At 67.8% G+C, this 26,188-nt stretch carries 25 protein-coding genes and 1 pseudogene; 12 read left to right on the top strand and 14 right to left on the bottom strand.

All coding sequences use genetic code 11. From position 1 onward, the window contains the following. The first annotated feature begins 98 nt into the window (after positions 1-98). A complete protein-coding gene (locus AC5Y4T_RS08610; RefSeq protein WP_499952708.1) occupies positions 99-839 on the top strand; it encodes a methyltransferase domain-containing protein in 741 nt (246 codons plus the stop codon). A 34-nt stretch (positions 840-873) separates the two neighbouring features. Here the strand turns inward: AC5Y4T_RS08610 and AC5Y4T_RS08615 are convergent, their stop codons facing one another. Both AC5Y4T_RS08615 and AC5Y4T_RS08620 read right to left on the bottom strand, forming a co-directional pair. Beyond that, positions 874-1,323: an SRPBCC family protein gene (locus tag AC5Y4T_RS08615; RefSeq protein WP_499917516.1), complete on the bottom strand. Its 450-nt coding sequence runs from the start codon at positions 1,321-1,323 to the stop codon at positions 874-876. Between the two features lie 67 nt (positions 1,324-1,390). Continuing rightward, the gene (locus AC5Y4T_RS08620) at positions 1,391-2,086 is read right to left on the bottom strand and encodes an SDR family oxidoreductase (protein ID WP_499952709.1); all 696 of its coding nucleotides are present in this window, start codon (positions 2,084-2,086) and stop codon (positions 1,391-1,393) included. A gap of 85 nt (positions 2,087-2,171) precedes the next feature. Between AC5Y4T_RS08620 and AC5Y4T_RS08625 the strand changes: the two genes are divergently transcribed. Next, positions 2,172-2,780 (top strand): CGNR zinc finger domain-containing protein, encoded by a 609-nt coding sequence (locus AC5Y4T_RS08625; RefSeq protein WP_499917514.1) that lies wholly within the window; start codon positions 2,172-2,174, stop codon positions 2,778-2,780. Positions 2,781-2,823: 43 nt separating this feature from the next. Here AC5Y4T_RS08625 and AC5Y4T_RS08630 read toward each other — a convergent pair whose 3' ends face one another. The 5 genes from AC5Y4T_RS08630 to AC5Y4T_RS08650 all read right to left on the bottom strand — a co-directional run bounded on the left by AC5Y4T_RS08630 (position 2,824) and on the right by AC5Y4T_RS08650 (position 7,191). Then, positions 2,824-2,988, bottom strand: coding sequence for a hypothetical protein (locus AC5Y4T_RS08630; RefSeq protein ID WP_499917513.1), 165 nt, complete (start codon positions 2,986-2,988; stop codon positions 2,824-2,826). Between the two features lie 154 nt (positions 2,989-3,142). Next, positions 3,143-3,988: an SDR family oxidoreductase gene (locus AC5Y4T_RS08635; protein WP_499952710.1), complete on the bottom strand. Its 846-nt coding sequence runs from the start codon at positions 3,986-3,988 to the stop codon at positions 3,143-3,145. Positions 3,989-4,049: 61 nt separating this feature from the next. Further along, positions 4,050-4,814 carry a DUF2127 domain-containing protein gene (locus tag AC5Y4T_RS08640; protein ID WP_499952711.1) on the bottom strand — a complete coding sequence of 255 codons (765 nt, stop codon included), beginning with the start codon at positions 4,812-4,814 and terminating at the stop codon, positions 4,050-4,052. Positions 4,815-4,865: 51 nt separating this feature from the next. Continuing rightward, on the bottom strand, positions 4,866-6,254 hold the full coding sequence (locus AC5Y4T_RS08645) for an MmgE/PrpD family protein (RefSeq protein WP_499952877.1): 1,389 nt from the start codon (positions 6,252-6,254) through the stop codon (positions 4,866-4,868). Between the two features lie 79 nt (positions 6,255-6,333). Next, entirely contained in the window at positions 6,334-7,191 is an 858-nt protein-coding gene (locus AC5Y4T_RS08650) for a helix-turn-helix domain-containing protein (protein WP_499952712.1), read from the bottom strand. 124 nt (positions 7,192-7,315) lie between these two features. On the opposite strand from AC5Y4T_RS08650, the gene AC5Y4T_RS08655 reads away from it, so the two are divergent. From AC5Y4T_RS08655 to AC5Y4T_RS08675, 5 genes are all read left to right on the top strand, one after another. Further along, a complete protein-coding gene (locus AC5Y4T_RS08655) occupies positions 7,316-8,359 on the top strand; it encodes a zinc-binding dehydrogenase (protein WP_499952713.1) in 1,044 nt (347 codons plus the stop codon). Then, the gene (locus AC5Y4T_RS08660) at positions 8,356-8,769 is read left to right on the top strand and encodes a nuclear transport factor 2 family protein (protein WP_499917508.1); all 414 of its coding nucleotides are present in this window, start codon (positions 8,356-8,358) and stop codon (positions 8,767-8,769) included. Before AC5Y4T_RS08655 ends, AC5Y4T_RS08660 begins: the two co-directional genes overlap by 4 nt. Next, positions 8,770-9,588 (top strand): SDR family NAD(P)-dependent oxidoreductase, encoded by an 819-nt coding sequence (locus tag AC5Y4T_RS08665; RefSeq protein ID WP_499952714.1) that lies wholly within the window; start codon positions 8,770-8,772, stop codon positions 9,586-9,588. 246 nt (positions 9,589-9,834) lie between these two features. Further along, complete coding sequence (locus AC5Y4T_RS08670) at positions 9,835-11,136, top strand: sodium/calcium exchanger protein (RefSeq protein ID WP_499952715.1); 1,302 nt, start codon at positions 9,835-9,837, stop codon at positions 11,134-11,136. Between the two features lie 59 nt (positions 11,137-11,195). Beyond that, positions 11,196-12,032 carry an SDR family oxidoreductase gene (locus tag AC5Y4T_RS08675; RefSeq protein ID WP_499947151.1) on the top strand — a complete coding sequence of 279 codons (837 nt, stop codon included), beginning with the start codon at positions 11,196-11,198 and terminating at the stop codon, positions 12,030-12,032. Here AC5Y4T_RS08675 and AC5Y4T_RS08680 read toward each other — a convergent pair. The 6 genes and pseudogenes from AC5Y4T_RS08680 to AC5Y4T_RS08705 all read right to left on the bottom strand — a co-directional run bounded on the left by AC5Y4T_RS08680 (position 12,029) and on the right by AC5Y4T_RS08705 (position 19,711). Next, positions 12,029-13,804 (bottom strand): SulP family inorganic anion transporter, encoded by a 1,776-nt coding sequence (locus tag AC5Y4T_RS08680; protein WP_499952716.1) that lies wholly within the window; start codon positions 13,802-13,804, stop codon positions 12,029-12,031. The genes AC5Y4T_RS08675 and AC5Y4T_RS08680 overlap by 4 nt on opposite strands. Before the next feature lie 17 nt (positions 13,805-13,821). Then, positions 13,822-14,895 carry a sulfate ABC transporter substrate-binding protein gene (locus AC5Y4T_RS08685; RefSeq protein WP_499952878.1) on the bottom strand — a complete coding sequence of 358 codons (1,074 nt, stop codon included), beginning with the start codon at positions 14,893-14,895 and terminating at the stop codon, positions 13,822-13,824. 178 nt (positions 14,896-15,073) lie between these two features. Next, positions 15,074-16,597: a flavin-containing monooxygenase gene (locus AC5Y4T_RS08690; protein WP_499952879.1), complete on the bottom strand. Its 1,524-nt coding sequence runs from the start codon at positions 16,595-16,597 to the stop codon at positions 15,074-15,076. A gap of 38 nt (positions 16,598-16,635) precedes the next feature. Next, positions 16,636-18,435 (bottom strand): flavin-containing monooxygenase, encoded by a 1,800-nt coding sequence (locus AC5Y4T_RS08695; protein ID WP_499952717.1) that lies wholly within the window; start codon positions 18,433-18,435, stop codon positions 16,636-16,638. A 133-nt stretch (positions 18,436-18,568) separates the two neighbouring features. Next, positions 18,569-19,027: pseudogene (locus tag AC5Y4T_RS08700) on the bottom strand (DUF417 family protein); the annotation flags it as partial. A gap of 69 nt (positions 19,028-19,096) precedes the next feature. Then, positions 19,097-19,711 carry a TetR/AcrR family transcriptional regulator gene (locus tag AC5Y4T_RS08705; RefSeq protein ID WP_499952880.1) on the bottom strand — a complete coding sequence of 205 codons (615 nt, stop codon included), beginning with the start codon at positions 19,709-19,711 and terminating at the stop codon, positions 19,097-19,099. A 160-nt stretch (positions 19,712-19,871) separates the two neighbouring features. Here AC5Y4T_RS08705 and AC5Y4T_RS08710 point away from each other — a divergent pair, with 160 nt between their 5' ends. Continuing rightward, positions 19,872-20,432 carry a pyridoxamine 5'-phosphate oxidase family protein gene (locus AC5Y4T_RS08710; RefSeq protein WP_499917502.1) on the top strand — a complete coding sequence of 187 codons (561 nt, stop codon included), beginning with the start codon at positions 19,872-19,874 and terminating at the stop codon, positions 20,430-20,432. Here AC5Y4T_RS08710 and AC5Y4T_RS08715 read toward each other — a convergent pair whose 3' ends face one another. Beyond that, the gene (locus AC5Y4T_RS08715) at positions 20,433-20,903 is read right to left on the bottom strand and encodes an SRPBCC family protein (RefSeq protein WP_499917501.1); all 471 of its coding nucleotides are present in this window, start codon (positions 20,901-20,903) and stop codon (positions 20,433-20,435) included. Positions 20,904-21,050: 147 nt separating this feature from the next. Here AC5Y4T_RS08715 and AC5Y4T_RS08720 point away from each other — a divergent pair, with 147 nt between their 5' ends. The 4 genes from AC5Y4T_RS08720 to AC5Y4T_RS08735 all read left to right on the top strand — a co-directional run bounded on the left by AC5Y4T_RS08720 (position 21,051) and on the right by AC5Y4T_RS08735 (position 26,055). After that, on the top strand, positions 21,051-21,872 hold the full coding sequence (locus AC5Y4T_RS08720) for a mycofactocin-coupled SDR family oxidoreductase (RefSeq protein ID WP_499952718.1): 822 nt from the start codon (positions 21,051-21,053) through the stop codon (positions 21,870-21,872). A 107-nt stretch (positions 21,873-21,979) separates the two neighbouring features. Then, positions 21,980-22,192 (top strand): heavy-metal-associated domain-containing protein, encoded by a 213-nt coding sequence (locus tag AC5Y4T_RS08725; protein ID WP_499917499.1) that lies wholly within the window; start codon positions 21,980-21,982, stop codon positions 22,190-22,192. After that, entirely contained in the window at positions 22,189-24,480 is a 2,292-nt protein-coding gene (locus tag AC5Y4T_RS08730; protein WP_499952719.1) for a heavy metal translocating P-type ATPase, read from the top strand. The genes AC5Y4T_RS08725 and AC5Y4T_RS08730 overlap by 4 nt, the downstream gene beginning before the upstream one ends. Positions 24,481-24,651: 171 nt before the next feature. Further along, entirely contained in the window at positions 24,652-26,055 is a 1,404-nt protein-coding gene (locus tag AC5Y4T_RS08735) for an alpha/beta hydrolase (RefSeq protein ID WP_499952720.1), read from the top strand. The last annotated feature ends 133 nt before the right edge of the window (positions 26,056-26,188 follow it).

Genomic DNA, 26,188 nt, shown 5'->3' on the forward strand with positions numbered 1-26,188 from the left:
CGGCGTAGGCTGCGGGCGGGGACTTACCGGAGCCGACGCTACGCGGCTTTCTATTCGATTTCTGGCGTCTGGCTTGGCATTTGATCGAAGGAGTACGCATGACCGACGTGCACATCTCGCTGCCTCCCGCCCTGCGGCGAGCGCTGGACCTGCTGATCGACCCGCCGGCCGATCCAGACGTGGGCCACGGTTATCTGAACCTGCTCGGCGCCGGCAACGACGGCCCAGTCGAGAAGAACACCGGCCCCATCCAGGCGGCTTGGGCGTCACCGATCGGATCGATGCTCTACGACAACGCCCAAGCGCTTTCCCGGCGCTGGATCAGCGCGTGGCAACTGCCGCTGGAGTGGTTGGACGTCCCGCAGGGCGGTATCGCGCTGGACGTCGGCTCGGGTCCGGGCAATGTCACCGCGTCGCTGGCGCGAGCCGCCGGACCGAACGGCCTGGCCCTCGGCGTCGATATCTCCGAGCCGATGCTGGCCCGCGCCGTGCGCAACGAGGCCGGGCCGCAGGTCGGCTTCATCAAGGCCGACGCACAACGACTTCCGCTGCGCGACAGCACTATTGACGTGGCGGTGTCGACCGCGGTGTTGCAATTGGTGCCGGATCCGGCGGCCGCCCTTGCCGAGATCGCGCGGGTGCTGCGGCCTGGCGGCAGGCTGGCCGTGATGGTCCCGACCGCCGGGCGCTTGGCCCGCTATTGGCAGCTGCTGCCCAATGTCGGGGCGCACGCGTTCGACGACGACGAAATCGGCGATGCCTTGGAAGACAACGGTTTTGCGAGCGTACGGGTGAAGAACCTGGGCACGTTCCAGTGGGTCCGCGGTAAGAAAGGCTGATCCGCCGGGCTTTTCCGACGGCCGCGGGCCGGTCCTATTCCGGCGATTGCGCCAGGACGGCGAGCTTGTCCATCGACTCGCGCAACATGTCGGGCGTCGTCGCACGGGCTCGTTCGATGCGGGTGGGGTCGTTGAGCGCCGTCCAATCGTACGTGTGGGTCACGGTGGTCAGTGTGGGGTTGATCTGGCTGACCTCCCAGCGCCACCGGTGGCCGGGCGGCTGCTTCTTGGGTTCCGCCGGGCACCAAGCGATTTTGCTGCATTCGACGAATTCGACGACGTGGTTTTCGCGCACCGCACCATTGGTCAGGGTCGTGGTGAACACGTCACCGACTTGGTGGACGCGCTGCCCCGGAGCGGCCGAGGCGAGGTTGTCGTTGCCGTCCCAGCTGGGCTGCCGGGCCGGGTCGGCGATGAGTTCGAAAATGCGAGCGGCGCTGGCCGAGATGACGCGGGTGGCGCTCACGATGCGTTCCTCTTCCATGCCGCTATCCAAACACGTCGGCGGGTCCGCCGGTTGGTGACTGTGGGCCGGGGCCCAGAGGGGCGGTTCACCCCATCCGCGGCAGCGCCTCAATCGGCCCGGCCAGCGCCGCCTTGACGTAGCGGGTGTCGTCGTCGGCCAGCACCTCGGTGGCGTCCCCCTCGACGCCGTCGACGATCGCGCGCGCCACCTGGCGCGGGTCGTTCTTGGGTGCGTCGAAGCCGGAGGTCATCTCGGTGTCGGTGAAGCTCAGGTGCGCGGCAGTAACCAGGGTGCCTTGCTTTTCGAGTTCGATACGCAGCGAATTCGTCGTGGACCACAGCGCGGCCTTGGAATCTCCGTATCCCCCGGATCCGGGCATCCAGGACAGGATCGAGGCGATGTCGACCAGCGCCCCGCCGCCGTTGTCGGCAAGTATCGGCGCGAACGCCTTGGCCACCCGCAGCGCGCCGAAGTAGTTCGTCTCGAAGACCGCTCGCACCTCGTCGATGTCGCTGGTGAGCAGGCTTCGGGCGCCGAGCACACCGGCATTGTTGATCACGATGTCGGCGTCCGGCGCCACGGCCGCCAGGGCGGCCACCGATTCCGGTTCGGTGACGTCCAATTCGACGCTGACGACGCGCGGATCCTGGCTGGGCTTGGGCGCCCGCGCTGTGGCGTAGACCTTGGCCGCGCCTCGTTCCAACAACTCGGCCACGATGGCCTTGCCGAGTCCGCGCTGTCCACCGGTGACAACCACCGTCGACCCCTTGACGTTGACCATGTCCCTACTCCCTTGACTGAGTCAAAACTGTTTTGCTTACGTCACGGTACTGGCCGCATGTGACATAGGCAAGTAATATTTGGGTATGTCTTCGCCGTGGGGTGCGTCACAGCGATACGGGTGCGCCGCGGCGCCCGGCGGCCTGGGCCTGGTCCAGGACTTCCTCAACACGAGGGCCATCGACGGGTATGGACCGGACCTGCTGGCCGACCCGATCCTCGCCCGCGACTGGGCCGCCGCCGCGGTGCGAGCGTGGTCGTGCGCGCGCGGCGTGACCCTGCACCCCCCGAAGCTGGGCGATGCGGATCTGGCCAGGCTTCGCGGCCTGCGGGCCACCGTCGAGCAGCTGGTGGCCGGCCAACCGCCGAGTGGGCCGGGCGCCGGCGGCATTACCGCTTCCGTCACGCTGTCCGATTCGGGCGAGGTGCTGCTGGAACCCAGCGCCAGCGGCTGGCGCTGGCTGGCGTCGGCGTTGTGGGCCGAGGTGCTGCTGAGCCAGCAGGCCGGCACCTGGCGGCGGCTCAAGCGATGCCACAACCACCGGTGCGGATCGACGTTCTACGACCGTTCGAAAAACAACAGCGGGGTCTGGCACGACGCCAAAACGTGCGGTAACGCCGTCAATCTGCGCGCCTCCCGGGCGCGGCGGCGGGAACGCGATCGGGCGGCGCAGTCGGCCGTTCCGCCGGATTAGGCGGGCATCGGCGATAAAGCCCGGCGGGACGTCGATCCGCCCGTCAGCAGCGTTCGACGCCTTTGGGCATCAGGCGCGGACCCGTGGCCGCCGGTCGCCGCGAGCTTCTGAGCACCGCGTGCACTACGTGGGAGGCGCGCGTCTTCAGCGGCGCGACCACGTCGAAAGTGGCGGGAGCCTGGCTGACCCAGGCCGGAAGTGTGGCCACAATGTGTTCCTTTGTTCTTTCGGCATGTGCGCCGACTCAGTCAATTGCACCGCAGCGGATTTACGGCGGCGCCGCGCCGCGGTAAACGTCACGAAAAGCCCGGTTGTGGCGTACGGCACATTCGTGACGCAACGAAGGGCACGCAACAGTGCGTCTAGTGAAAACCCTTGAACCGGCGCAGATAACCCGGCAATCGGTGTGCCGGTACCGCCTTTGGCCAGTCATCGGGGCGGAAATACGCGTCGGTACCGCCGTCCACGAATACTACACTGCCGCAGAGAAAGTCGGCGGCGTCCGACAGCATGAAACACATCCAGTCCGCCATGTGTCCCGCGTCTCCGAAGCCCCCGAGGGGGACCGGGAACGACCGGACGGCCTTGGCTTGCCTCGGATTCGACAGCTGTTCCTGCAGAAGCGGCGTCATGATCGCACCGGGAGACAATGCGTTCAGTCGCACCCCCGACCCTGCCCACTCCGGAAGCACGGCGTGTCGTCGCACCCAACGGCTGACCGCGATCTTGGATGCCGCGTACATCATCGTCGGCGCCGCAGGACCCAACAGCCGCACGGTCCGCACCGCCCTATCGGCATCGTGGGCAAGCAGCGCCCTGACCGCCCGGCGCGGCACCGCGGGAACCGTCGTCGTCGAATTACTGGCAACGACAACGACCTTCGCGCGTTCGGCGGCGGCCAGCGCGGCGCGCCAGGCGGCGAGCAGTTCGACGACACCGAAGTAATTGACCGCAGCGATCTGGCGGATGCGGTCGCGACCGGGGCCCGGACCCAGGCCGGCCGCGAGCACGGCACCGTCGAGCCGGTTGCCCGAGGCCGTCAGGACGCGGTCGGCCGCCGCTTTGCGTCCATCGGGTGTCGACAGGTCGGCGACGATATCGGCGTCCTTGATGTCGACACCGATGATCTTGTGCCCGCTGTCCCGAAGGCGCGCGGCGGTCTCGCGTCCCATCCCGGAAGCCGACCCGGTGATGGCATAGGTGCCCATTGATTCCTCCGTTCCGACGGGCAGTATGCCTGTCACTTCGGCGGGCCTGCCGGGTGCGGGGTCACTTCGCCGCGGCGGCCTTCTCGACGTCGAGCAGTTGCTCGCCGCGCCGTTCCTCGTCGTAGGCCTTGCGCCCGCCCCGCAGCCCGAACAGCCGTTTCGAGACCAGCAGGTAGATCACCGCGGCGACGTTGATGGCGAAGGTCACCGCCCGGGTCATGGTGATGCCCTTGGCCAGGTCGTGGATCTCGAGCGGCAAGAAGACCGAGGTGGCTATCACCGCGAAGTATTCGCCCCACCGCTTCAGCAGCCAGAGGCCGACCCCCTCGACGACCTCGATCAGCGCGTATCCCACCAGCGCCAGGGTCAGCAGGGCCAGGGTGGACGGCTTGGCGGCCAGCGCCTTCTCCAGTTCGTGCACGATGGTCATCTGATCGACCTTGAATCCGGCGGCGCGGAAGATCGGCAGGTCGCGATCGAGGGTGGCCTGGATGGCGCCGCGCGCCCCGCGGAACTTCCACACCGCGTAAGCGGCTAATCCGATCACCACCGCCCGCAACAAGCGTTCCACCGCCAAGGCACGGATGATGATGGCCTGGCGTAAGGCCTTGCCGCGCATGATCATCGGCGCGTCTTCGGCGCGGCCGCGGCCGTGCGGTTCGCCCACGGTGAATTCGCCGCACCGCAGGCAGCGCCACACTTCGCCCAGTCCGGTGCTGCCGCTCAACCGGTCGGCCAGCGACTTCTCGTCCGGTGCATAGGTGGCGTGCCCAGCCACGGCGCAGGTGACCAGCTCCCACCGATTGTGGCGGTGTTCTTTGCCCATGGCCGGATCATTCATGGCCGACGGTCGGCCACGCAAGGGGGCGCGCGGACGTCAGAAACGCGGCTTGCTGCGAGCGCACCGGGCGGTGGGAGGCACCGACCCGAGGAGTCCGGTGAGTTCGGCGATTCCGATCTCGTCGAGACGCGCGACGGCGGCGACGATGTCATCGCGCAGCGACTCGTCGCAGAAGGGTTCGGCGAGCCAGGCGAACTTGTCCACGACGCGTTTCCAGGACATCGGGCGGGTGGGCGATCCCTCGTAATCCGACTGCTCGCGGCTGAACTCTCGCCCGTCGCTGGTAATCACGTGCACCCGCGCCGCGGTGCGTTGCGGATAGTCGGCGGTCAGGTCGTCGGCCGCCTCGACCCGCACCCGCGACAACAGGTCTTGGACGTCAGCCCGCGAAACCCGGCTATTCTCAAGCTGTTCGGGGCCGACTCCCCCGTCGAGCAGCGCGGCCGCGGTCAGGTACTTGAGGTTGTAGTCTGCCTGCTCCTTGGTGATCGGGTGTTGCTTGTCGCCATACGCGCCCCCACCGGCGAAGTCGTACGCCCCCTGAAAGACCTCGAGGACCACCCGGTCGACATCCGCACCGCGCAAACCGTTTTCGCTGCGAACGGCCAGGACCGCGTCGATGACGACCTGGCCGTGGATGAGCGAGCAGTACTGCTTCAGGTAGGTCTGCTCGACACAGGTGAGGCCGCGGTCGGCCGGGTGGAGATCGATGGGCTGATCGAACAACTGCACCAATCCGTGCGGGCCTTCGAACAGCGACCTGGGTCCGGTGATCCCGCGCGCGGCGAGCATCGTCGTGTACACGGCGCGCATGCCGGTGCTGGCAGGCGAGATGCCCTTCCAGTTTGACACCGGTTCGGCATGGACCGTCGCCAGCGAAACGTTGTCGGCCGCCGCGGCCGCGATGGCGTTCGCGGTCTGTCCGGCGCTCAGCCCCAGCAGCTTCGCGCTGCCCGCCGCGACCGACATCGCCAGCTGCAGCGCGTGGTTGAGGCCGCGCGCCATCACGGGAACCTGTGCGCTGAAACGGCATTGGATCTCATAGGCGACCGCGAGCGCCAGCAGGAAGTCGGCTCCGCTGGCGCCGGTGTGCTCGGCCACGGCCAGCAAGGCGCCGAGGTTGTCGGCGGGGTGGCAGAGCCCGCCGACGGTGAGGTAGGTGTCGAGCAGATCGGGGTAACGCACCAGCACCGCGTTGAAGAAGGCGGCCTGGTCCACCGATGCTCGCCCCCCGCCGACCAGCGTGGCCGTCGGGGCGCCACCGAACGCTGCGGTGTGGTCGCGGATCGTCGGGACGAGCTCGCCGTCCAGCGAGCCCACGGCGCACGCGATGCTGTCCAGGACATTGCGTTTCAACAGTTCGCGCGGCCGCCCGCTCAGATCCCCCTGCCGCGCGCCGACGACGAAATCGGCCAACTCGTCCACAACGTAGTTATGTGCCACCACTTTTCGCCTCCCAGGCGAGGCTACCCCGACGCACGCCCCCGTTCCTGTGTGTGATGCGCTACACGGCGGTATCGGTCTGTGGCCGCGACCCGCTGAGGGCGGCGGTCTCGTCGGTCAGGTGTTTGCCGATGTCGCGGATCTGTCGCGCGGTCAGCGCGCACAGCGGGTGCACGGCCACCATCAGGGCGACGCGGGCCCGGTCGTCGAAAACCGGCGCAGCGATGGTCACCACGGGCTGCTTGCGCCGGCCCGGGTTGTCATCGGAGAGAAATCCGATGGTGGTGAACTCGATCAGCAGCTGATCCATGATGTGCCGCACCGGGGTCGGCATTTCGCTGCTGTCCAGCGTGCCGACCACCTGCACCGCCTGCGCGAGAGCCGGAGTCGTCCAGTCGACGTCGAACCCTCGTTCCCGGGTGTGCGCCAACACCTGCTCCAGGCGCTGGGTGCGGTCGGCGTTGTCGCCCGCGCCCCGCCGGATCCAGCCGCGCTGTTCTTCCTCGGTGTCCCAGGCCGCCATGGCCACCCCGAACGGCGGCGCGTAGGGGATGCGGTCACCCGGTATCCCCGACGGCTGCGTGGCCGGCTCGCCCTCGAAGGCGGTGACCACCAGGGAATCACCGAACTTTTCGACCACCGAACAGGCGTAGCCGACCTCGCGGGACAGCCGCAGCGCCGCGGACCGCGCCGCATGCGCGAGCGGGCGCGCGGTGTCCGTGCGGGCGGCCACCACGGCGAGTGCGGGACCGAGCGCGAACGTCTTCGCGATCGGATCGCGGCTCGCCCATCCGCGGTCGCACAACGTTTTCAGGATCGCGTGCGCGGTCGCCTGGGTGAGATCCAGCTCGCGCACGACGTCGGAGAAGCGCAGCCGCGAATTTCCGGACCGCGCCAGCAGCTCGACGACATCGAGCACGCGGGCGGTCGGCGCTGACGTCGAACCGCGGATTGCTTGACTCCTCTACCACTCCGTTTTTACAGTTGTACGAACATTCGAGATCTTATATCGATTATCCGAGAAAGCTAGTTCATTGCGCGCTGTGGTATTGCGAGACGGCCGGTTGCAGGTCCGTGCGATACCGGACCCGAAGCCCGGGCCGGGTGAGCTGTTGCTGCGCACGTTGAGCACCGCGATCTGCGCGTCCGACGTGCATTTCATGGATCATCCCGAGCTCGCCATCGACGACCCGACCGGCCGCTCGCTGTACGACACCGAGCGCGACATCGTGCTCGGCCACGAATTCGTCGGCGAGGTCGTCGGACACGGGCCTGGCTGCACCGACCAGTTCGCCGTCGGTACGCGCGTGACGGCCATGCCGGTGCGCCTGGTCGACGGCGGCGCCGGCGGAATGCGCATCATCGGTCAGCATCCCGAAGCCCAAGGCAGTTTCGCTGAGCTGCTGGTGGTTTCGGAAGTGGCGGCCAAGCCGGTCCCCGGCGACGTGTCCAACGATGCCGTCGCATTGACCGACGCGTTCGCGGTCGGCGAGTTCTACGTGCGCTCGGCGCAACTGAACCACGGCGAGATTCCCATCGTCATCGGTGCGGGAGCTATCGGGCTCTCGGCCGTCGCGGCGCTGGCCGGCCGCGGCATCGAGCCCATCGTCGTCGCCGACTTTCACGCCGACCGGCGCGAACTAGCCCGAGACCGGTTCGGCGCGCACGTGCTGGTCGACCCGGGCGAGAAGTCCCCGTTCGACGCGTTCAACGAGGTGCGCGCGCAGCGCGGATTGCCCGGGCCGGCAGTCGTATTCGAATGCGTGGGCGCGTCCGGACTGATCCAGGAGTTGGTCGAATCCGCCGAACTGGGCACCCGCATCTACTGCGCGGGCGGCTGGTACACCGGCGACACCCTCGACATCACCACCGCGACCCGCCAGGGTGTGACCATTCAGTTCGGCGGCGGTCCGCACCCCCAGGACTGGTACGGCACGCTCGACGCCATCGTCGCGGGCCGACTGGATCCGCTGCCGAGCGTCGGCAAGATCATCGGCCTCGACGAGGTGCCCGATGCCCTCGATCAGGCCCGCAGGTCCGACGGCCCGCCCCGGATCGTCGTCCGTCCGAATGGAGACGTCCCGTGAGCGAACGCGATGACCGGCAAGACATCTCCGAGCTGCTGGTGCGTTATGCCACCGGGATCGACCGGCGCGACTGGCCGCTGTTTCGCACCGTCTTCACCGACGACTGCCGACTGGACTACGGCGAGATCGGCACCTGGAATGGCGTCGACGCCGTCGCCGACTTCATGGAGCAGGTGCACGCCCTGGCGGGGCACACGTTGCATCGCCTGACCAACCAGGCCATCACGCTCGACGGCGACAAGGCCACGGCACGCACCTATATCGACGGCTTGATCATGGCTAGCGACAACAACTCTGGCGTCAATGCCATCGGTTTCTATGACGACGACCTGGTGCGCACGCCGACGGGCTGGCGCATCGCCCGCCGGCGCTACACCCAGGTTCGTATCGCCACGGTCGGGGGCGAGTAGATGACTTTCGCGACGAAATACGGGCCATGGGCACTGGTGGCCGGCGCCTCGGATGGCGTGGGCGCGGCGTTCGCCGAAGGCCTCGCCGAGCGCGGCGTCAACGTGGTTCTGCTGGCCCGCAGGCAACCCGTGCTCGACCGCGTCGCGGCCGACATCGAGGCCAAGACGCCGGTGCAAACCCGCACTGTCACAATCGATCTCGCGCAGCCCGGTGCCGCCGCGGCGGTGGCCGCGGCAACCGGTGACCTGGAGATCGGCATGCTGGTGTACTGCGCCGGAGCCGACCCGAATTTCACACCGTTCCTTGCCAATCCGATCGAAGCCGCCGAGGCGATGGTGCAACGCAACTGCATGGTGCCCATGCAGTTGTGCCATCATTTCGCGCCCGCGATGGTGGAGCGAGGCAGCGGCGGCATCGTCATCTTCGGGTCGGGCGCCGGGCTGGCCGGCGGACCGAACATGGTCGCCTACGGCGCCTCGAAGGCGTTCGACATGGTCTTCGCCGAGGCGCTGTGGGCCGAATTGCACGACAAGGGCGTCGACGTCCTGGGCCTCATCCTGGGCAAGACCAACACACCGGCGTTGCGCGAACTCGAATACAGCCGAGGCCTGATCGGCTCCCCCGACGAGGTCCCGCCGGACGCGGCGGCCGTGCCTGACGTCATCGCCGAGGCCTTCGACAACCTCGGCAACGGCCCCACCCTGATGGTGGGCGACACCATGCGCGCCGCAGCGCAGTTGCTGGCATCGCTGAGCCGCAATCAGGCCGTTGAGCTGTTCGCCCAGGCCGCCGCCGCTGCCATGGGACCGGACGCCTAGGGCGAACGGCGGAACCGCGATGGTTCGCTGCGCGTCCTACTAGATGGCAGCGAGGTTTGCCAAAGTTCGAAATCAGGGCAGCCTAACTCTTGCTTTCCCAGTCCCCTGTGCAGCAAATATGGGCTTGCACGCACCGTTCTCACGGCCGACCCGCTGCGTTGCTGAGCGTGTAGGCCGCGCGTACTTTGGGTAACCGGATCGCCACGGCATCGAGCCGAACTAACCACCCGATCAGCAGCGCGAAGGATGACGATGCTCGCCATAGACAGGCCCGCAGCGACCGTGTCGACGACGCGCTGGCGCCGCCGCACCCTGACCCGCTCGGGGTTGATCACCGGCTTGTTCGTCGTCCCGGCCGTGGTCGTCCGCATCGCCGGACTGCACACCGGCGCGGTGCTCGCCCTGCTGATCTTCGGAGCGGCAGTGGTGGCGGCCAGCTTCTTGCTGGCCTGGGCGGCCGAGGCGGCGCAGATCGATGTCTCCGGCGGGCTGGCGACGGCGCTGCTCGCCCTGATCGCGGTGCTGCCCGAATACGCCGTCGACCTGTACTACGCCTACGTGTCCGGCCACAACGCGGATTACACGCAATACGCCGCCGCCAACATGACCGGATCCAATCGGTTGCTGATGGGCCTGGGTTGGCCCGTCGTGGTGCTGGTGGGCATCATGGTCGCGCGCAAGACCGGGTCGGCGAAGTCCACCGGTCTGACGCTGGAGCCAGCAAACCGGGTCGAACTCGGATTTCTGTCGATCGCCGGCGTCCTCGCGTTCGCGATCCCGGCGAGTGGCCAGATCCATCTCGGGCTGGGGCTGGCGTTGCTGGCCTGGTTCGGGTTCTACCTCTACAAGATCAGCCACGGCGAGGTCGAAGAGCCCGACCTGATCGGCACCGCCGCCGCGTTGGGCGACCTGCCCGACGGCCGGCGGCGCGTCACCGTAATCGGCCTGTTCTTGGTTTCGGGCGCGGTGATCCTGCTGTGCGCCAAGCCGTTCGCCGACAACCTGGTCGCCGCCGGCGCCCAACTCGGCATCAACCGCTTCCTGCTGGTGCAGTGGCTGGCCCCGCTGGCCTCCGAGGCACCGGAGTTCATCATCGCGACCATCTTCGCCGCCCGGGGCAAGGGCACGGCCGCCATCGCCACGCTGCTGTCCTCCAAGGTCAACCAGTGGACCCTGCTGATCGGGTCACTGCCGCTCGCCCACCTGCTGGGCGGGGGCGGGGTCTCCCTGCAACTGGATTCCCGCCAGGTGGAGGAGGTGCTGCTGACCGCCACCCAAACGATGATGGGGGTGGCGCTGATCCTGGCGCTGCGGTTCCACCGGTTCGCCGCGTGCGCACTGCTCGGGCTCTTCGTCGTCCAGTTCCCGATCTTCTCGACACAGGGGCGGCTGCTGCTCTGCGCCGTCTACGTCGCGGTGGCCGTCGTCGGGCTGGTCGTCAACCGCCGCCACGTGGTCGCCACTCTCCGGGCGCCGTTCTTCGGCACGGCCATTCGGCACAGCGGTCACCCACATCACGAACCGGGAGATTCAGCCCACCCGCGGTAGCTGCCGCCGCACGGTCACCCGCCCGCGCCCGAAATCACACCGCGTATACGGTCCCAGTTATGAATCGAGTGTCGGTGATCACAGGCGGGGCGGGCGGCATGGGTCTGGCCACGGCGAAAATCGTCGGTCGCGACCACACCGTGGTGCTCTGCGACGTCAGGCAGGACCGGTTGGCGGCCGCGGCCACGACCCTGCAAGACCTCGGGATCGCCGCGACAACGGTCGACTGCGACGTCACAGACCGGCGCGCCGTCGCGGACCTGCTCGCCGCCGCGACCGGCCTAGGGTCCGTTGTCTCCGTCATCCACACCGCCGGGGTCAGCCCGAGCATGGGCGCCGCCGACTACGTCATGCGGACCAACGCCGTCGGCACCGTCAACGTCAACGAGGAGTTCTTCGCGGGCGCCGACGAGGGCGCGGTGATCGTCAACGTGGCATCGATGGCCGCGCACATTCTACCCGCCGAAGTCATTCCGGCAGAACAGTTTCCGCAAGCACTGAGCGACACGGACGCCTTCATGGACGCCATGCTGGCGGCGTGCGGCATCGCTCCCGAGGACGCGCGATCCGGCCTCGCCTACGCCATCAGCAAGAGCTTCGTGAAGTGGTACAGCCAGTCGCAGGCCGAGCGCTTCAACACCCGCGGCTTGCGCATCGTCTCGGTGTCGCCGGGGTCCATCGACACCGAGATGGGCCGGCTCGAGGAGCAGGCCGGCGCGGGCGCCATGGTGGCCAACGCCGCCGTCCCGCGGTGGGGCAAGCCGGAAGAGATGGCCGAGCTGCTCGCCTTCTGCGCCAGCGCGAAGGCCGGATATCTCACCGGCACGGACATTCTCAGCGACGGCGGCGTGATCGCCTCGATGACCGAACGCGCCAGGGTGTCGGCCGCGGGTTAGACGAGGTAGTACAACTCGGAGTGCGGGGCGAGTTCGGGCGCGCCGGTGAACGGCTCCTTCACTTTGAGGTCGGCCAGGCGGTTGTGGGCGTAGCGCACCGCCTTGAGGGTGGCCGAGAACTCCTCGTCCTCCTCGGGGAAGACCTGCTCGGCGGGAAACCAATTCCGGAAGCCGACATTGTTCAGGACGCCGAGCGTGTCGGGGCGCACCCCGGCGAGCAGGACGGTGACACCCCGCTCGGTCACCTCGCGCAGGAAGTGCTCGATGCGCTCGATGCAGACCACGTCCGGGTGGCGCACCCGCTTGAGGCGCAACACCACGAAAGCGAGATCTTGTTCGGCGATGCGATGGTTGATCCCCGCCAGGTAACGGTCCAATTCCGGTGCGGCACCGAAGAACAGCTCACCTTCGAGATCGTAGATGGCGATCGAGGGGTCCGCGGCGTCGCCCGGAATACGTTCGCGCACTACACGTTCGGGTGTGACGACGAGTTCCTTGGATGTCAGCTTGGCCGCCCGCGGCCCGAACAGCAGGATCGACAGGACCACCCCGAGCAGGACCGACTTGTCGAGGTCGACGGCGATACCCGTGCAGCCCGTGACGAGCACCAGCCCGGCGTCATAGCGGGACGCCTTGAGGGTGTAGATCAGGCGCTTGAAATCGACCAGGCGCACCGCCGTGACGAGCAAGAGCCCCGCCAGGGCGGGCTGCGGAACGTAACGCAGCAGCGGGGCAAACAGCAGCAGAGCCGCGGCGACCGTTGCGGCCGAGACGATCCCGGAGAACCGCGTCGCGGCGCCGGACTGGAAGTTGATCGCCGACCTCGACAGTGAGCCCGACCCGGGCAGGCTCTGGAAGAAGCCCCCGGTCAGGTTGGCCAGGCCTTCGGCCATGATCTGGCGGTTGTAGTCGATCTTCTGTTGTGTTTGATAGGCAATGGCTTTGGCGATCGACAGCGCCTCGATGATGCCGACGAAGGCGATGGCCAGCGCGCCCGTGGACAGATGCGGCAGCCACTCCGGGTGCACCTCGGGCACATGCGGGCCGGGCAGGCTGCGCGGGATCTTGGCGGCCACCGATACAGCGGTGTGGCCGCTTCGGCCCGGGGTCGACCAGCCGGCGAGGTAGGCGATGAGCGCCGTGATGACGAGCACCGCGAGCATGTCGACCTGCGGCCACCCATACCGCTGGACCAGCTTGCGCAGCACGATGGCCAGGATCACCGCGGTGACACTCAATGTCAATGCGCGGTAATTGATGTGATCGCCGTGGGTCAGGGTGAGCCAGACGCGCCGGAGTACCTGCATGTGGCCGTTGCCCTTGTCACGGACGCCCAGGGCATTGCCCAGCTGTCCGATGGCGAGCAGAAAGGCCGCGGCCGCCATGAAGCCGATGATGACCGATTCGGAAATGTAGCGGGTGAGGTTGCCGAGCTTGAACAGGCTGATCACGATCTGGAATGCGCCGACGAGCACGGCCAGCAGGAAGAGCGCCTCGAAGAGTTCCTTGGCGTTCTCGGAGTCGATGAAGGCCAGCGCGGTGAACACCAGCAGCGAGATGGCGCTGGTAGGCCCGTTGATCAGGTGTGAGGACGACCCGAAGATCGACGCGACGATGGTCACGACGATCGCCGAGTAGACGCCGAATCTCGGATCCACCCCGGCGATCAGGGCATAGGCCATCGCCTGGGGAAACGAGATGGCGGCGACGGTCAGGCCGGCGATCACATCATGCCGGCCCTTCACCAGGTCGTAATTCACACGCACACCCACGTTTCCGAGTCTTTCCGCTAAGCGCCCGACGCCGCGTTCGGCGCCGAGATCGTGTCCAGGATTCCGTTGGTGCCGAAGAACTGTTCCCGGGCGTCGCTCCAGCTTTTGGCGATCGCACTGATCGGGAACAACGACAGGGGCCGCAGCCGGAGGGCGTGCTTGGCCAAGATCGCCGGCTTGTACGGCCGGTACCCGAATTTCGCCACCAGCTCCTGGGCGGCGTCGGTGAACAAATAGTCGAGGTAGGCCTTCGCGTGGGCGGCCGCCCGGGGGTCGGTCACGTTCGCGTCGACCCAGGCGACGGCGGGCTGGGCGAGGATGCTGACCGGCGGATACACGAGCTCCAGTTCGTCCTTGTTCGCGGCGACCTCGCGCAGCGCCTCGTTCTCCCAAGTCAGCTGGACATCGCCAATCTTGGCCAGGGCGAAACTATCTCCGGCGCTGCGAGCTCCGGCGTCGGAAACCACGACGTGCTGCAGCAACGACTTCACGTAGGCGGACGCCTGCGCCGGGCTGCCGCCGCGGGTTGTGACAGCGCCCCACGCCGCCAACACGCTCAGTTGACCGTTACCCGAAGTCCGCGGGTTGGGCGACACCACGGCCACGTCGGGATTGATGAGGTCGGGCCAATCGCGAATTCCCTTGGGGTTGCCCTTGCGGACGACGAAGACGATCGTCGAGGTGTAGGGCACCGAGGCGTTGGGCAGCCGCTGTTGCCAGTCGCCGGCGATCAGACCCCGCTTGCTGAGTGTGTCGATGTCGCTGATCAGGGCCAGCGACACGACGCTGGCTTTTTGACTGCCATCCAGCACGCTGCGGAGCTGGCGTCCAGAGCCGCCGTGAGACTCCTTGATGCGCAGCGTGTTTCCGCTCTGCGCGTGGTATTCGGCAACGAATTCCTTGTCCAGCGCCGAATACAATTCGCGCGTCGGGTCGTAGGAGACGTTGAGGATTTCGTCGGAGCCACCCGTCGGTAGGTTTTTCAGCACGATCGCGGCCGTGGCGACGACGATGGCGAGGACGCCCAGGATGCTGAGCCAGGGCAGGCGAAGCGACGGGCGGGCCGCGCCGGGCGGCAGCAGTTTCACCACGCCGGCCACACCTCCGCTCACCGCTCCTGCTGATCTGCCAGACGGCCCCGTCTGGGACCGGACATTCTTAAGAATGTTAACGATCTGGCCAGCCGTCGACAGCCGTGAAAATCACTCTGAAGATAAATACGCTCAGCGTGTTTGGGCCGGCGCGAGCACGCGCGTGGACTCCGGTTGGCTATTGCCGCGCGCCGATGCCGGCCTTTGTCAGTCCCGCACCATCACGCGTCCCGCCGTGTATCCACTCTCGTGCCCTGAGCCGCCAGGTCCGGCGCGCGTACTCCAGCTCGGTATACGGCCATTGCGTGACGATTCGGCCGGACGGTGAGCGGAAGTAGCTGTCGCACTGCGTCCAGATGGTGCGCTCCAGGTCGCCGGAAAGTGCGTCGTTGTAGCGCTTTTCGGCCTCGGGCCGCACGTCGAGGTATCCGCCACGGCGTGCCAGTCGGCTCACCGCGCTGGCGACCAGTCGCGCGCCGGCCTCGAGGATGTAGACGATGGAGTTGCCGCCCTGGTTGGTGTTAGGGCCGTAGAGCATGAAGAAATTGGGGAATCCGCTGACCGCGACCCCCAGGTAGGCGGACGGGTCGTCGCCCCAGTGCTCGTGTAGCCGGCGTCCACCGGCGCCGACGACGTCGATCCCCGACAGATAGCGAGACGTCTCGAAGCCGGTGGCCAGCACGATCGCATCGATGTCGACTTCGGCGCCCGATGCGATGGTCACCGACGTCGGGCCGATGCGTGCGATGGGGTCGGTGATCAGTTCGACGTTGTCGCGCTGCAGTGCTCGGTAATAGTCGTCACCCAGCAGCACCCGTTTACAGCGGAACGGATAGTCCGGTGTCAACGCCCGGCGCAGCTCTTCGTCGTCGACGGTGCGCTCCAGGAACGACGTCGCGATTCGCGTGCGCGCCGTCACCACGGGGTCGTCGGCGAAGGTCGCGGTGTTGTCGTGCTGGAACTTCCAGATCTGCCAGCGGGTGTGGCGCAACGCCAGGACGCTTCGCTGGAAACGGGCCAATTCGGTTGCGCTATATGGGCGGTCGTCCTTGGGCACCATCCACGGCGGCGTGCGTTGGAAGACCATGACGCGCCCGGCGGACTTCGCCAGCTCGGGCACGAGCTGCACCCCGCTTGCGCCGGTGCCGATCACCGCGACGTTGCGGCCGGCCAGATCGAGGTCGTGATCCCAACGCGCGGTGTGCAGCACCGGGCCGGCGAACTCGCTCACGCCGTCGATGTCAGGAAGCTTGGGCGAACCGAACAGGCCGACCGCACACACGACGACGTCGGCGGTCAGGGTGGACGGCTGCCCGTCGCGGCTCAGCTCGCAATGCCACGCTGCGGCGTGCGGGTCCCAACGGACCGAGCGCACCGTGGTGTCGAGCAGCAGATGGCGGCGCAGATCGAAGTCGTCGGCCACCGACTCGAGGTAGGCCAGTATTTCCGGCTGGCGCGCGTAGGTGCGGCTCCAGGATGCGTTGGGGGCGAAGGAAAACGAGTACAGGTGGCTCTGAATATCGCATGCGGCGCCGGGGTAGGTGTTGCGCCGCCAGGTGCCGCCGACGCCGTCGCTGCCCTCGATGATCACCAGGTCGTCGATGCCCGCGCGGCGCAGCGCCACGGCGGCGCCGAGCCCGCCGAAGCCGGCGCCGATGATGGCCACCTTCGGTCCGCGGCGCCGCCGGGTCGCCGCTCGCATCCGCCCAATGGCGTAGAGCGATCGCGCTTTTCGACTCGTCACGGCCCGTCTCCGGCGCGACGGACCAGCAGGCCGTCCAGGTTGCCGTCGGCGCGCCACTGCTGCAGGATGTCGGCGTACTCGGTCGGTGCGCCGAAGAAGAAGCTGCCCTGCCGAGTCTTCCTGTCGGCCTTGCCTTCCCGGTTGTAGTAGCCGGGCGTGCACGTCTTGGCGCGCTCGGCACTCGCGACCGACCGGGCGACGACCGTGTCGACCCAGGCGGCTTCGGCGTCCGGTGCGGCCTCGATTTCGGTGATGCCTTCGGCGAGTGAGGTCGCGATGATCCACGCAACGTGGCCGGCCTGGACGTCGAGCAGGTAGGGGAAGTTCACCGTCAGCCCGGCCTGGGCGATGCTTTCGATGAAGCAGTTCGGGAACCGGGTCGTACACAGGCCGTGAAAGGTGCGCACGCCGTCGTTCCAGTGTTCGGTGAGCGACACACCGTCTCGGCCGATCAGCGCGAATCCGGTGCGGCGACAGTAGTCGGTGCCCACCTCGAATCCCGTTGCGAAGATGAGGCAGTCGAGTTCGTAGGCCACGTCTTCGACCACCACACCGGTGTCGGTGATGCGCTGCACCCCGAGGCCGCGGGTGTCGACCAGGGTGACGTTGTCCCGGTTGAACGTCGGCAGATACTCGTCGTGGAAGCAGGGCCGTTTGCAGAAGTATCCGTACCACGGTTGGAGCGCCTCGGCGGTGGCGGGATCGGAGACGATCGCGGCGACGCGCGCCCGGATCTCGTCCATCTTCGCTAAGTCGGCCAGCTCGATGTCGCGGCCCCGCTGTCCGGGATCGGCGAGGCCGTCGGGATTCTGACGCATGACCGGTAGCTTGCGGGTGATGCTCGTCCAGGCATCGGCGACCAGGTCCTGGTCGGCGTGGCCTCCGGCGGTGAGGATCTGGAAGTTCTGTATCCGCTCGCGCTGCCAGCCGGGCTGTAAAGCGTTGGCCCACTGCGGGTCCGTGGCGCAATTGGCCCGAACGTCCACCGACGACGGGGTGCGCTGGAAGACGTAGAGCCGCTGGGCGGCAGCGGCGAGGTGCGGTACACACTGGATCGCCGTGGCGCCCGTTCCGATGATGCCGACGCGCTTGTCGATCAGATTCTCCAGCTCCGCACCGGTGTACGCGTAGTCCCAGCGGCTGGTGTGAAACGCATGCCCGCCGAAAGCACCGAGTCCTTCGATGCCCGGCAACTTCGGTTTGGCCTGATAGCCGTTGGCCATCGAGACAAACCTGGCGCGCATTTCGTCGCCGCGGTCGGTGCGGATGATCCAGCGAGATTCGGCTGAATCCCAACGGATTTCCCGCACCTCGGTTTGCAGGCAGGCGTCGCGGTACAGGTCGAAGTGCTCGGCGATGCGCCGGCAATGCGCAAAGATCTCCGGCCCCTTCGCGTACTTCTCGGTGGGGGTGTAGCCCAGCTCCTCGAGCAGCGGCATGTACACATACGACTCGACATCACAAGCGATTCCCGGATAGCGGTTCCAATACCAGGTGCCGCCGACGTCGGCCGCCCGGTCGATCAGCCGCACGCTTCGAACGCCGAGCTGTCGTAACCGCGCCCCGGTCAACAGGCCGCCGAATCCGGCGCCGACGACGGCGACGTCCACCTCGTCGGTGAGCGGCTCGCGGACCAGGTTTCCGTCCGCCCACGGGTCTTGGGCGTATCGGGCGAATGCGCCGGCCATCTCGACGTATTGATCGATGCCGTCCGCGCGAATACGGCGCGCGCGTTCTTCGGCGTACTTGCGTCGTAGCGCGTCGACATCAAGCGCCTGGCCAACGGTCTCGGTCACGGCGTCGAGTTCCTCTCCGTGGCCTCGACCTTACAATGGGCGCCGCGGTGATTGCGATCCACGCGCTGACGCGCGGCCTGACGGACCGCGGCGTTCGGCCAAGTGAGTACTGCGGCGAGCGACGTTCATCGACGGCCGACAGCGAGTCGCCCAGCGTCCACAACGCGACGCCGAACAAGGCCAGATCCTTGAGCAGGAATTGGCCCGGCAGCGCCGAGAGCACCGGAATACCGTGGGCGTACGTCACGACCACCCCCGGGGTGGTGAACAGAAAACTGAGCGTGCCCGCAAACAGCACCACCGCCAGCGCGCTGCCGGCAGCTGAGAGCCGCGGCCACCCCGGCCGTAGCGTAATAAGAAGGGCCGCAACGATTTCCATCGTTCCGAGTGCGCGCGCGACGAAGGTGGCACTGAAGACGTCGTAGACCCAGCTCATCAGCGGACTGTGCGCAATGAGCACGCGGGCTTCCATTTTCACGTACTTGCCCACCCCGATCCACGCCAAGACGAGCGCCAGGCCATAGCGGCTCACCAAATGACCCCACCGGGTCAGCGCCGGCGCCGCAGATTGCGCGGGGGTACGTTCGATCATCGGGCCAAGTCCTTTCTGGAGCGGAAACGCGACCAACCACCCAGCCCACGGTTCAGGTCCCCGTCGCGTTCACTTCCGCAACCGCTCGAGCCCGGCGACGATGAGCCGCAACCCGAACGCGAATTCGTCCCCCAGCGGGACGGGCAGATCGTCGGCGACGGTGACCGTCGCGGGAAAGCGGGACGGATCGAGCCGGTGAAAGGCCACCGAGAGTTCGGCGTCCCGTTGATCGCCCTCCGCCGGCACCGACGACAGTTGTATCGCGAAGCCCAGGACGTAGCGGGCCAGCGTCGCGTACGCGCGGGCCGCGACCGCCGTCGAAAACCCGTTGTCGAGGAGCATGGCCAGGCAGCGCTCGCGATGGGCCAACGCGTTCGGGCCCATCGGCGTGTACTCGATCAACAGGGGCGCGACATTGCCATGTCGGCTCAGCGCGTCAAACATGTGTTGCGCGAACAGAATGCAGGCGTCCTGCCACCGCATTGCGGCGAGCTCCTCCGCGCCGAGGTCGACCTCGCCCAGAATCTTGTCGATGACCATCGAGACCAACTCGGACCGGCTGGAGAAGTGGCGGTACAGCGTGGCGGTGCCCGACCCCAGGCGCTGCGCCACCGACCGCATCGACAATGCCTCCGGCCCCTGATCGTCGACGAGCTCGACGGCCGCGGAAAGGATGCGGTCCACCGGGAGGGCGGGGCGGCCGCGGGAACGGCGCGGCCCGTCGCTGTCGCCCGCGTCGCGCAAGGTGGCTCTCCCTCCGCTTGACACCCGCACTTATTACGGAGACACTGTATCCATAATTAGCCTCGAGATTCAAGCACTCTGGCAGAGAGGAACATTCGCCATGCTGCTGCCCCTGGCGGCGGAAGCCTTCACCGTTCCCACCGACCGCGACATGCTCCCCTCCGAACGACGCGAGTTCGTGCGCACCCATCGCACCTGCGTCTTCGGCTACCGTCGCCGCAACGACGGCCCGGGCATGTCGATCGTGTACTACATCCCCACCGATACCGACGAATTGCTCGTTTCCACCATGGCCGGCCGGGGCAAGGCTCGCGTCGTCGAACGTGACGGCAAGGTCAGCCTGTGTGTGCTCGACGAGCGGTGGCCCTTCTCCTATTTGCAGGTCTATGCCGACGCGATCTTGGACCAGGACCGGGATCTGGCCGTCGACGTGATGATGGCGGTTGGCGGCCGGATGTCCGGCCAACCACTGGGCGACGAAGCCCGGCCACACATCCAGGAAATGTGTGAACGCGAGAACCGCGTGGTCATCCGCTGCCGGCCCTACTCAACCTTTGCGACCCCGCCCCGCCATCTGCACCGCAACGACCAGGCCAAGGAACTCAGCCATTGGGTATCCGGCGTGATGCCTTGGGACGCGGCCGATCCGGCGGAGTATTGATCAGCCCGCATACCGGTCGCGCAGTTTGGTCAAGGTCGCTTCGATGCCCGAGGCGTTCGCCTTGGCGAACCCCATGCGCTCGTAGTACTTCAGCTTGTTCTTCAGCGCACCGGCGTCGCGGTAGTCGAACGTCTCGGTGACCGTGGTCTGGGTCGGAGACACCGCCTCGAATTCCCAGCGCCAGCGGTGGCCCAGCGGGTGGCGCCATTCCACCAGTTCGTTCGGCATGAGTGCGGTTATCGTGCTGGTGATCCGATACGGAAGGCCGAACATCTTCATGTGCGTCGAAAACTTCGAGCCCTCAACGAGTTGCGGCGGCACGCTGATGTTGTCGCGGACCGTGCCCGACCCGTCCAGTTCGTGGTGACGGCGTGGATCGGCGACCATGGCATACAGCTCCGCGGCCGGGGCGGCCACCTCGACCCTGCGGCTCACCTGGCGAGGCCCCCGTTCGACGACAGTGACGGTCATGATGTCTCCTTCCACTACCCGGCAGCGTAATCCCACTGGCTCTGCGGTTCGGGAATGTTCGGATCCCAGGCGACGGCACGACTAGGGCATGCTTGGACGCCGGAACCCGCTCGACGAGGACGCCGGCGACTGAAAGGACCCCCGCTGATGAATCAGTCACTTTCGGGAAAGGTCGCGCTGATCACGGGCGCCGCCCGCGGCCAAGGCCGGGCACACGCGGCACGCCTCGCCGCCGAGGGAGCCGACATCATCGCGGTTGATATCGCCGGCCCGCTGCCGCCGAGCGTTCCCTACGACTCGCCAACGCCCGACGATCTGACCGAGACCGCGCGGCTGGTAACCGCACGCGGACGCAGGGTCTTCGCCGCACAGGTCGACATTCGCGACCTGGATGCGCTCAAAGCAGAAGTGGAAGTCGCCGTGCGCCAGCTCGGCCGGCTCGACATCATCGTCGCCAACGCCGGGATCTGCAGCCCCTCTCCTTGGAATCAGATATCCGCACAGGCGTTCCGGGACACCATCGACACCAACGTCACTGGCACGTGGAACACCGTGATGGCGGGCGCGCAGCACATCATCGACGGCGACCGCGGCGGCTCGATCATCTTGATCGGATCGGCTGCGGGCATAAACATGCAGTCGTTCATGATCCACTACACGGCCAGCAAACACGCCGTGGTGGGGATGGCACGCGCTTTCGCCGCCGAACTCGGCCGGTACAACATTCGCGTCAACAGCCTGAACCCCGGGGCGGTCGCCACCCCGATGGGGACCGGCCGGATGCGGGATGCACTGCAATCGGCCGCGGACGACTACCCGCATCTGCGAGGCCTGCACAAACCTCTGCTACCCGACGGTATTGCACAGCCCGAAGACATCGCTGACGCCGTTGCGTGGCTTGCCTCCGACCAATCCAGACTGGTCACCGCAAGCCAGGTATCGGTCGATATCGGTGTCGGCTACGTGTGACGTGAGCTCGTTCGCCAGGCGGCGGATCGCACCTGCGCCAATAGGCCGCTCGGCCGAGCAGGCAGAATGGGGTGGTCAAGACTGCCGGGGGATCGAGAAGGAGCGGCATGCCCACCAGCGAGTATCGGGTGAGCGGGATGAGCTGTGGCCACTGCGAGGCCGCTGTTCGCAGTGAGGTGACCCAGATCCCGGGCGTCGACGACGTGACGGTCAGCGCCACCACCGGCAGGCTCGTCGTCACCAGCACGCACCCCGTCGACGCGGACGCCGTCCTCGGTGCGGTCGACGAGGCCGGCTTTGAGGCCGTCACGGTCGCATGAGCACGCCCCCGCGCGAGATCCACGAGGGCGCCCTACCCACCACCGCCCCCCGGATCGAGTTGGACATCACCGGGATGACCTGCGCTTCCTGCGCGGCGCGGATCGAGAAGAAGCTGAACAAGCTCGACGGCGTCGCCGCGACCGTCAACTACGCCACCGAAAAGGCCGCTCTCACGGCTCCCGCCGGCTATGACGCGCAAATTCTCATCGACGAGATCGAGAGGGCCGGCTACGGCGCCGCCTTGCCACCGCGCGAGCCGGAGCGCCGCCGCGACCAGGTGGCCCAGCAGACATCAGATGATCCCGAGCTGACCTCGCTGCGCCGGCGTCTGGTCACCGCGGTCGTGCTGGCAGGCCCGGTCATCGCGATGGCCATGTTTCCCGCCCTGCAATTCCCCCGGTGGCACTGGGTCTCACTGGCGCTGACCACCCCGGTCGTCGTGTGGTGCGGCCGGCCGTTCCATGCGGGCGCATGGACCAACCTCAAACACGGCGTGGCCACCATGGACACCCTCGTCTCGCTCGGCACCTTGGCGGCATTCCTCTGGTCGCTGTACGCCCTGTTTCTCGGGACGGCGGGCCAACCGGGCATGCGGCATGACTTCGAGCTGACCATCGGGCGCGACGGCGCCCCGTGCCACGTCTACTTCGAGGTCGCCGCGGGCGTGACCCTGTTCGTCCTTGCCGGGCGCTATTTCGAAAGGCGGTCCAAGCGGGCGGCCGGTGCCGCCCTGCGCACGCTGCTGACCTTGGGCGCCAAGGACGTCGCCGTGCTGCGAGCAGGCGCCGAGGCCCGTGTCCCGGTCGAACGGCTCGCGGTCGGCGACGAGTTCGTCGTGCGCCCCGGGGAACGGATCGCCACCGACGGGATCGTCGTCGCGGGTTCCTCGGCCGTGGACGCCTCCATGCTGACCGGCGAGTCCGTCCCGGTCGAAGTGGGCGAGGGTGACGCCGTCACCGGCGCCACCGTCAACGCCGGCGGTCGGCTCGTCGTCCGCGCCACCGGCGTCGGGGACGACACCCGGCTCGCGCAGATGGCCAAGCTCGTCGAGCGGGCCCAGTCCGGCAAGGCCCGGGCGCAGCGCCTCGCCGACCGTGTCGCGGGGGTTTTCGTCCCCGTCGTCATCGCGCTTGCGGTGGCGACCCTGGCCGGCTGGCTCGCGGCGGGCTTCTCGCTCACGACCGCCTTGACCGCGGCCGTCGCGGTGCTGATCATCGCGTGCCCGTGCGCCCTGGGGCTGGCGACTCCGACCGCCCTGCTGGTCGGGACCGGGCGCGCCGCTCAGCTCGGCGTGCTCATCAACGGGCCCGAGGTGCTGGAGTCGACCCGCGGCGTCGACACCATCGTGCTGGACAAGACGGGCACCGTCACCACCGGCCGGATGACCCTGGTCGACCTCATCGCCGGCGTCGACACCGAGCCCACCACGCTGTTGCGCTACGCCGGCGCCCTGGAAGACGCCTCCGAGCATCCCGTCGCACAAGCGATCGCGCGCGCCGCCACGGCGAAGCTCGGCGTACTCCCGACGCCCACCGAGTTCACCGGAATCCACGGCAGGGGCGTGCGGGGGAAGGTCGACGGACGCGTCGTCGTCGTCGGGCGTGAGAGCCTGCTGACCGAGTGCGGGATGCTGCCCGACCCCGCCCTGTCCGGGGCGAAGGCTCGGGCCGAGAGCGAGGGCAAGACCGCCGTCGCCGTCGGCTGGGACGGCCGGGTCCGGGGCATCCTGGTGGTCGCCGACACCGTCAAACCGTCCAGCGCCGAGGCGGTGCGGCAGTTCGCCGGGCTGGGCCTGACGCCGGTGCTGCTGACCGGCGACAACGCCACGGTCGCCGCCGGTATCGCCGGCGAACTCGGCATCGCGCGGGTCATCGCCGATGCCACGCCCGCCGACAAGGTCGCCGCCGTCGAACGCCTGCAAGCCGAGGGCAAGGTGGTCGCCATGGTCGGTGACGGCGTCAACGATGCCGCGGCGCTGGCCGTCGCCGACCTGGGGTTGGCCATGGGCACCGGCACCGACGTCGCGATCCAGGCCGCCGACCTCACGGTGATCCGCGGCGACCTACGCGCCGCCGTGGACGCGATCCGGCTCTCCCGGCGAACGCTGACCACCATCAAGACCAACTTGGTGTGGGCGTTCGGATACAACCTCGCCGCGATCCCGCTGGCCGCGCTCGGCATGCTCAACCCGATGTTCGCCGGCGCCGCGATGGCCGCCTCCAGCCTGCTGGTCGTCGGTAACAGCCTGCGGCTGCGCTCGTTCGCCAGCGTCATCACCAACGCGTGAACCTGGGCGGCCGGCTCGCCCATCCGGTGAGCCCACACGCAGAAACGGTCGGGTGACGGGCCGTGATCGTATGGGATAGTTGGTCCGGCCGCCGCCTTCGGTGACCCCGAACGGCCCCTCGATACTCACCTCACCGCGCGCAGCGAATCGATCTAGCAGAGGTCACGACCGTTGGAGCAGTTCTTCGGACAGCTGTCCCTGCTGCACGGCTGGTTTCCGCCGGCCGTGCAGGGCCTGGCGCTGCTCGCGTTGCTCGTCGCGATCCGTTGGCGTTCGCGGCGCTGGCTGAAGCTGGTGCTACCCGTGGCGCTGGTCGCGGCCGTCGCGGTGACCGCGCTGGCGTACTGGTACATCACCTCGCTCGGGGTGGCCGGGGATCCGGCGCCGACCGCGCTGTGGCTCTGGATCGCGTTGGGCGGGTTGGCCGCCGCGGTCACGCTGGTGGGCTGGCCCGGCACCCGCTGGTGGCGCCGCGGTCTCGCGGTGCTCTCGGTGCCGCTGTGCGTCCTGTGCGCGGGACTGGCCCTGAACGGATGGGTCGGCTACTTCCCCACCGTGCTCGCCGCGTGGAATCAGCTGACGTCGGCCCCGTTGCCCGACCAGATCGACCGGCTGCGGGTCACCGAGATGCAGGTCGCCGGAACCAGGCCGGCCAAGGGCGTGGTGGTGCCGGTCGACATCGCCGACAACGCCCCCTCGGGCTCCCACTTCGCCCACCGCCGGGAATTGGTCTATCTGCCTCCGGCATGGTTCAACAGCAATCCCCCACCCCGGCTGCCGACGGTCATGATGATCGGCTCCGCCTTCAACACCCCGGCGGACTGGCTGGGTCCCGGCGGCGCATTCACCGCGATCGACGATTTCGCCGCCGCCCATCACGGGTTCTCCCCGGTGCTGGTGTTCGTCGATCCCACCGGCTCATTCGACAACGACACCGAGTGCGTCAACGGCGCCCGGGGCAATGCCGCCGACCACCTGACGAAGGACATCGAGCCCTTCATGGTGTCGAACTTCGGCGTAAGTCCGGACCGGGCGAACTGGGGGGTCGCCGGATGGTCGATGGGTGGTACCTGCGCCGTCGACCTGGCCGTCATGCATCCGGAGTTGTTCAGCGCGTTCGTGGACATCGCCGGTGATCGCGGGCCCAGCATCGGTTCCAAAGAGGCCACCCTGGCCAAGCTGTTCGGCGGCAACACCGCCGCATGGGCCGACTTCGACCCGATCACCGTCATGAACCGGCATGGCCACTACACCGGGCTATCGGGATGGTTCGACGTTCCCTCGTCGTCGGAGGCCCGCAACGTCGCCGAGGAAGCCAGCCCCACCCTCAGCGCCGCCACCGCCGATCCGGCCGCGAACCCGGAAGGACAGGACGCCGCCGCCAACGCGCTGTGCGCCGCCGGAACCGCCCACGGGATCGCCTGCGCGGTTGTTACACAGCCCGGCAAGCACGACTGGCCGTTCGCCGCCCAGGCGTTTGCCACGGCACTGCCCTGGCTGGCCTCGACGCTGGGCACGCCCAACGTCGAACCGGTGCAACTGCCGCAACGGGCCGCCGTCGGGGAACCGCATTGATTCCGCGATCGGCTCCCGTTCACCGGTGATAATCCCGATCGATGAGAATTCACAGCTGACCCTCCCGTAACGGAGCCGACATTCGGGCGCAGCGAATGGTACGGTTCGCGGCTGTGGCCTCGATGTTGTGCAC

This window comes from Mycobacterium sp. NGS11 (genome assembly GCF_059813315.1).

Coding starts and splice junctions, on each gene's coding strand:
- AC5Y4T_RS08610 (WP_499952708.1), top strand. CDS start 99: ATGACCGACGTGCACATCTCGCTGCCTCCCGCCCTGCGGCGAGCGCTG.
- AC5Y4T_RS08615 (WP_499917516.1), bottom strand. CDS start 1,323: ATGGAAGAGGAACGCATCGTGAGCGCCACCCGCGTCATCTCGGCCAGC.
- AC5Y4T_RS08620 (WP_499952709.1), bottom strand. CDS start 2,086: ATGGTCAACGTCAAGGGGTCGACGGTGGTTGTCACCGGTGGACAGCGC.
- AC5Y4T_RS08625 (WP_499917514.1), top strand. CDS start 2,172: ATGTCTTCGCCGTGGGGTGCGTCACAGCGATACGGGTGCGCCGCGGCG.
- AC5Y4T_RS08635 (WP_499952710.1), bottom strand. CDS start 3,988: ATGGGCACCTATGCCATCACCGGGTCGGCTTCCGGGATGGGACGCGAG.
- AC5Y4T_RS08640 (WP_499952711.1), bottom strand. CDS start 4,814: ATGGGCAAAGAACACCGCCACAATCGGTGGGAGCTGGTCACCTGCGCC.
- AC5Y4T_RS08665 (WP_499952714.1), top strand. CDS start 8,770: ATGACTTTCGCGACGAAATACGGGCCATGGGCACTGGTGGCCGGCGCC.
- AC5Y4T_RS08670 (WP_499952715.1), top strand. CDS start 9,835: ATGACGATGCTCGCCATAGACAGGCCCGCAGCGACCGTGTCGACGACG.
- AC5Y4T_RS08675 (WP_499947151.1), top strand. CDS start 11,196: ATGAATCGAGTGTCGGTGATCACAGGCGGGGCGGGCGGCATGGGTCTG.
- AC5Y4T_RS08690 (WP_499952879.1), bottom strand. CDS start 16,597: ATGCGAGCGGCGACCCGGCGGCGCCGCGGACCGAAGGTGGCCATCATC.
- AC5Y4T_RS08710 (WP_499917502.1), top strand. CDS start 19,872: ATGCTGCTGCCCCTGGCGGCGGAAGCCTTCACCGTTCCCACCGACCGC.
- AC5Y4T_RS08715 (WP_499917501.1), bottom strand. CDS start 20,903: ATGACCGTCACTGTCGTCGAACGGGGGCCTCGCCAGGTGAGCCGCAGG.
- AC5Y4T_RS08720 (WP_499952718.1), top strand. CDS start 21,051: ATGAATCAGTCACTTTCGGGAAAGGTCGCGCTGATCACGGGCGCCGCC.
- AC5Y4T_RS08725 (WP_499917499.1), top strand. CDS start 21,980: ATGCCCACCAGCGAGTATCGGGTGAGCGGGATGAGCTGTGGCCACTGC.
- AC5Y4T_RS08730 (WP_499952719.1), top strand. CDS start 22,189: ATGAGCACGCCCCCGCGCGAGATCCACGAGGGCGCCCTACCCACCACC.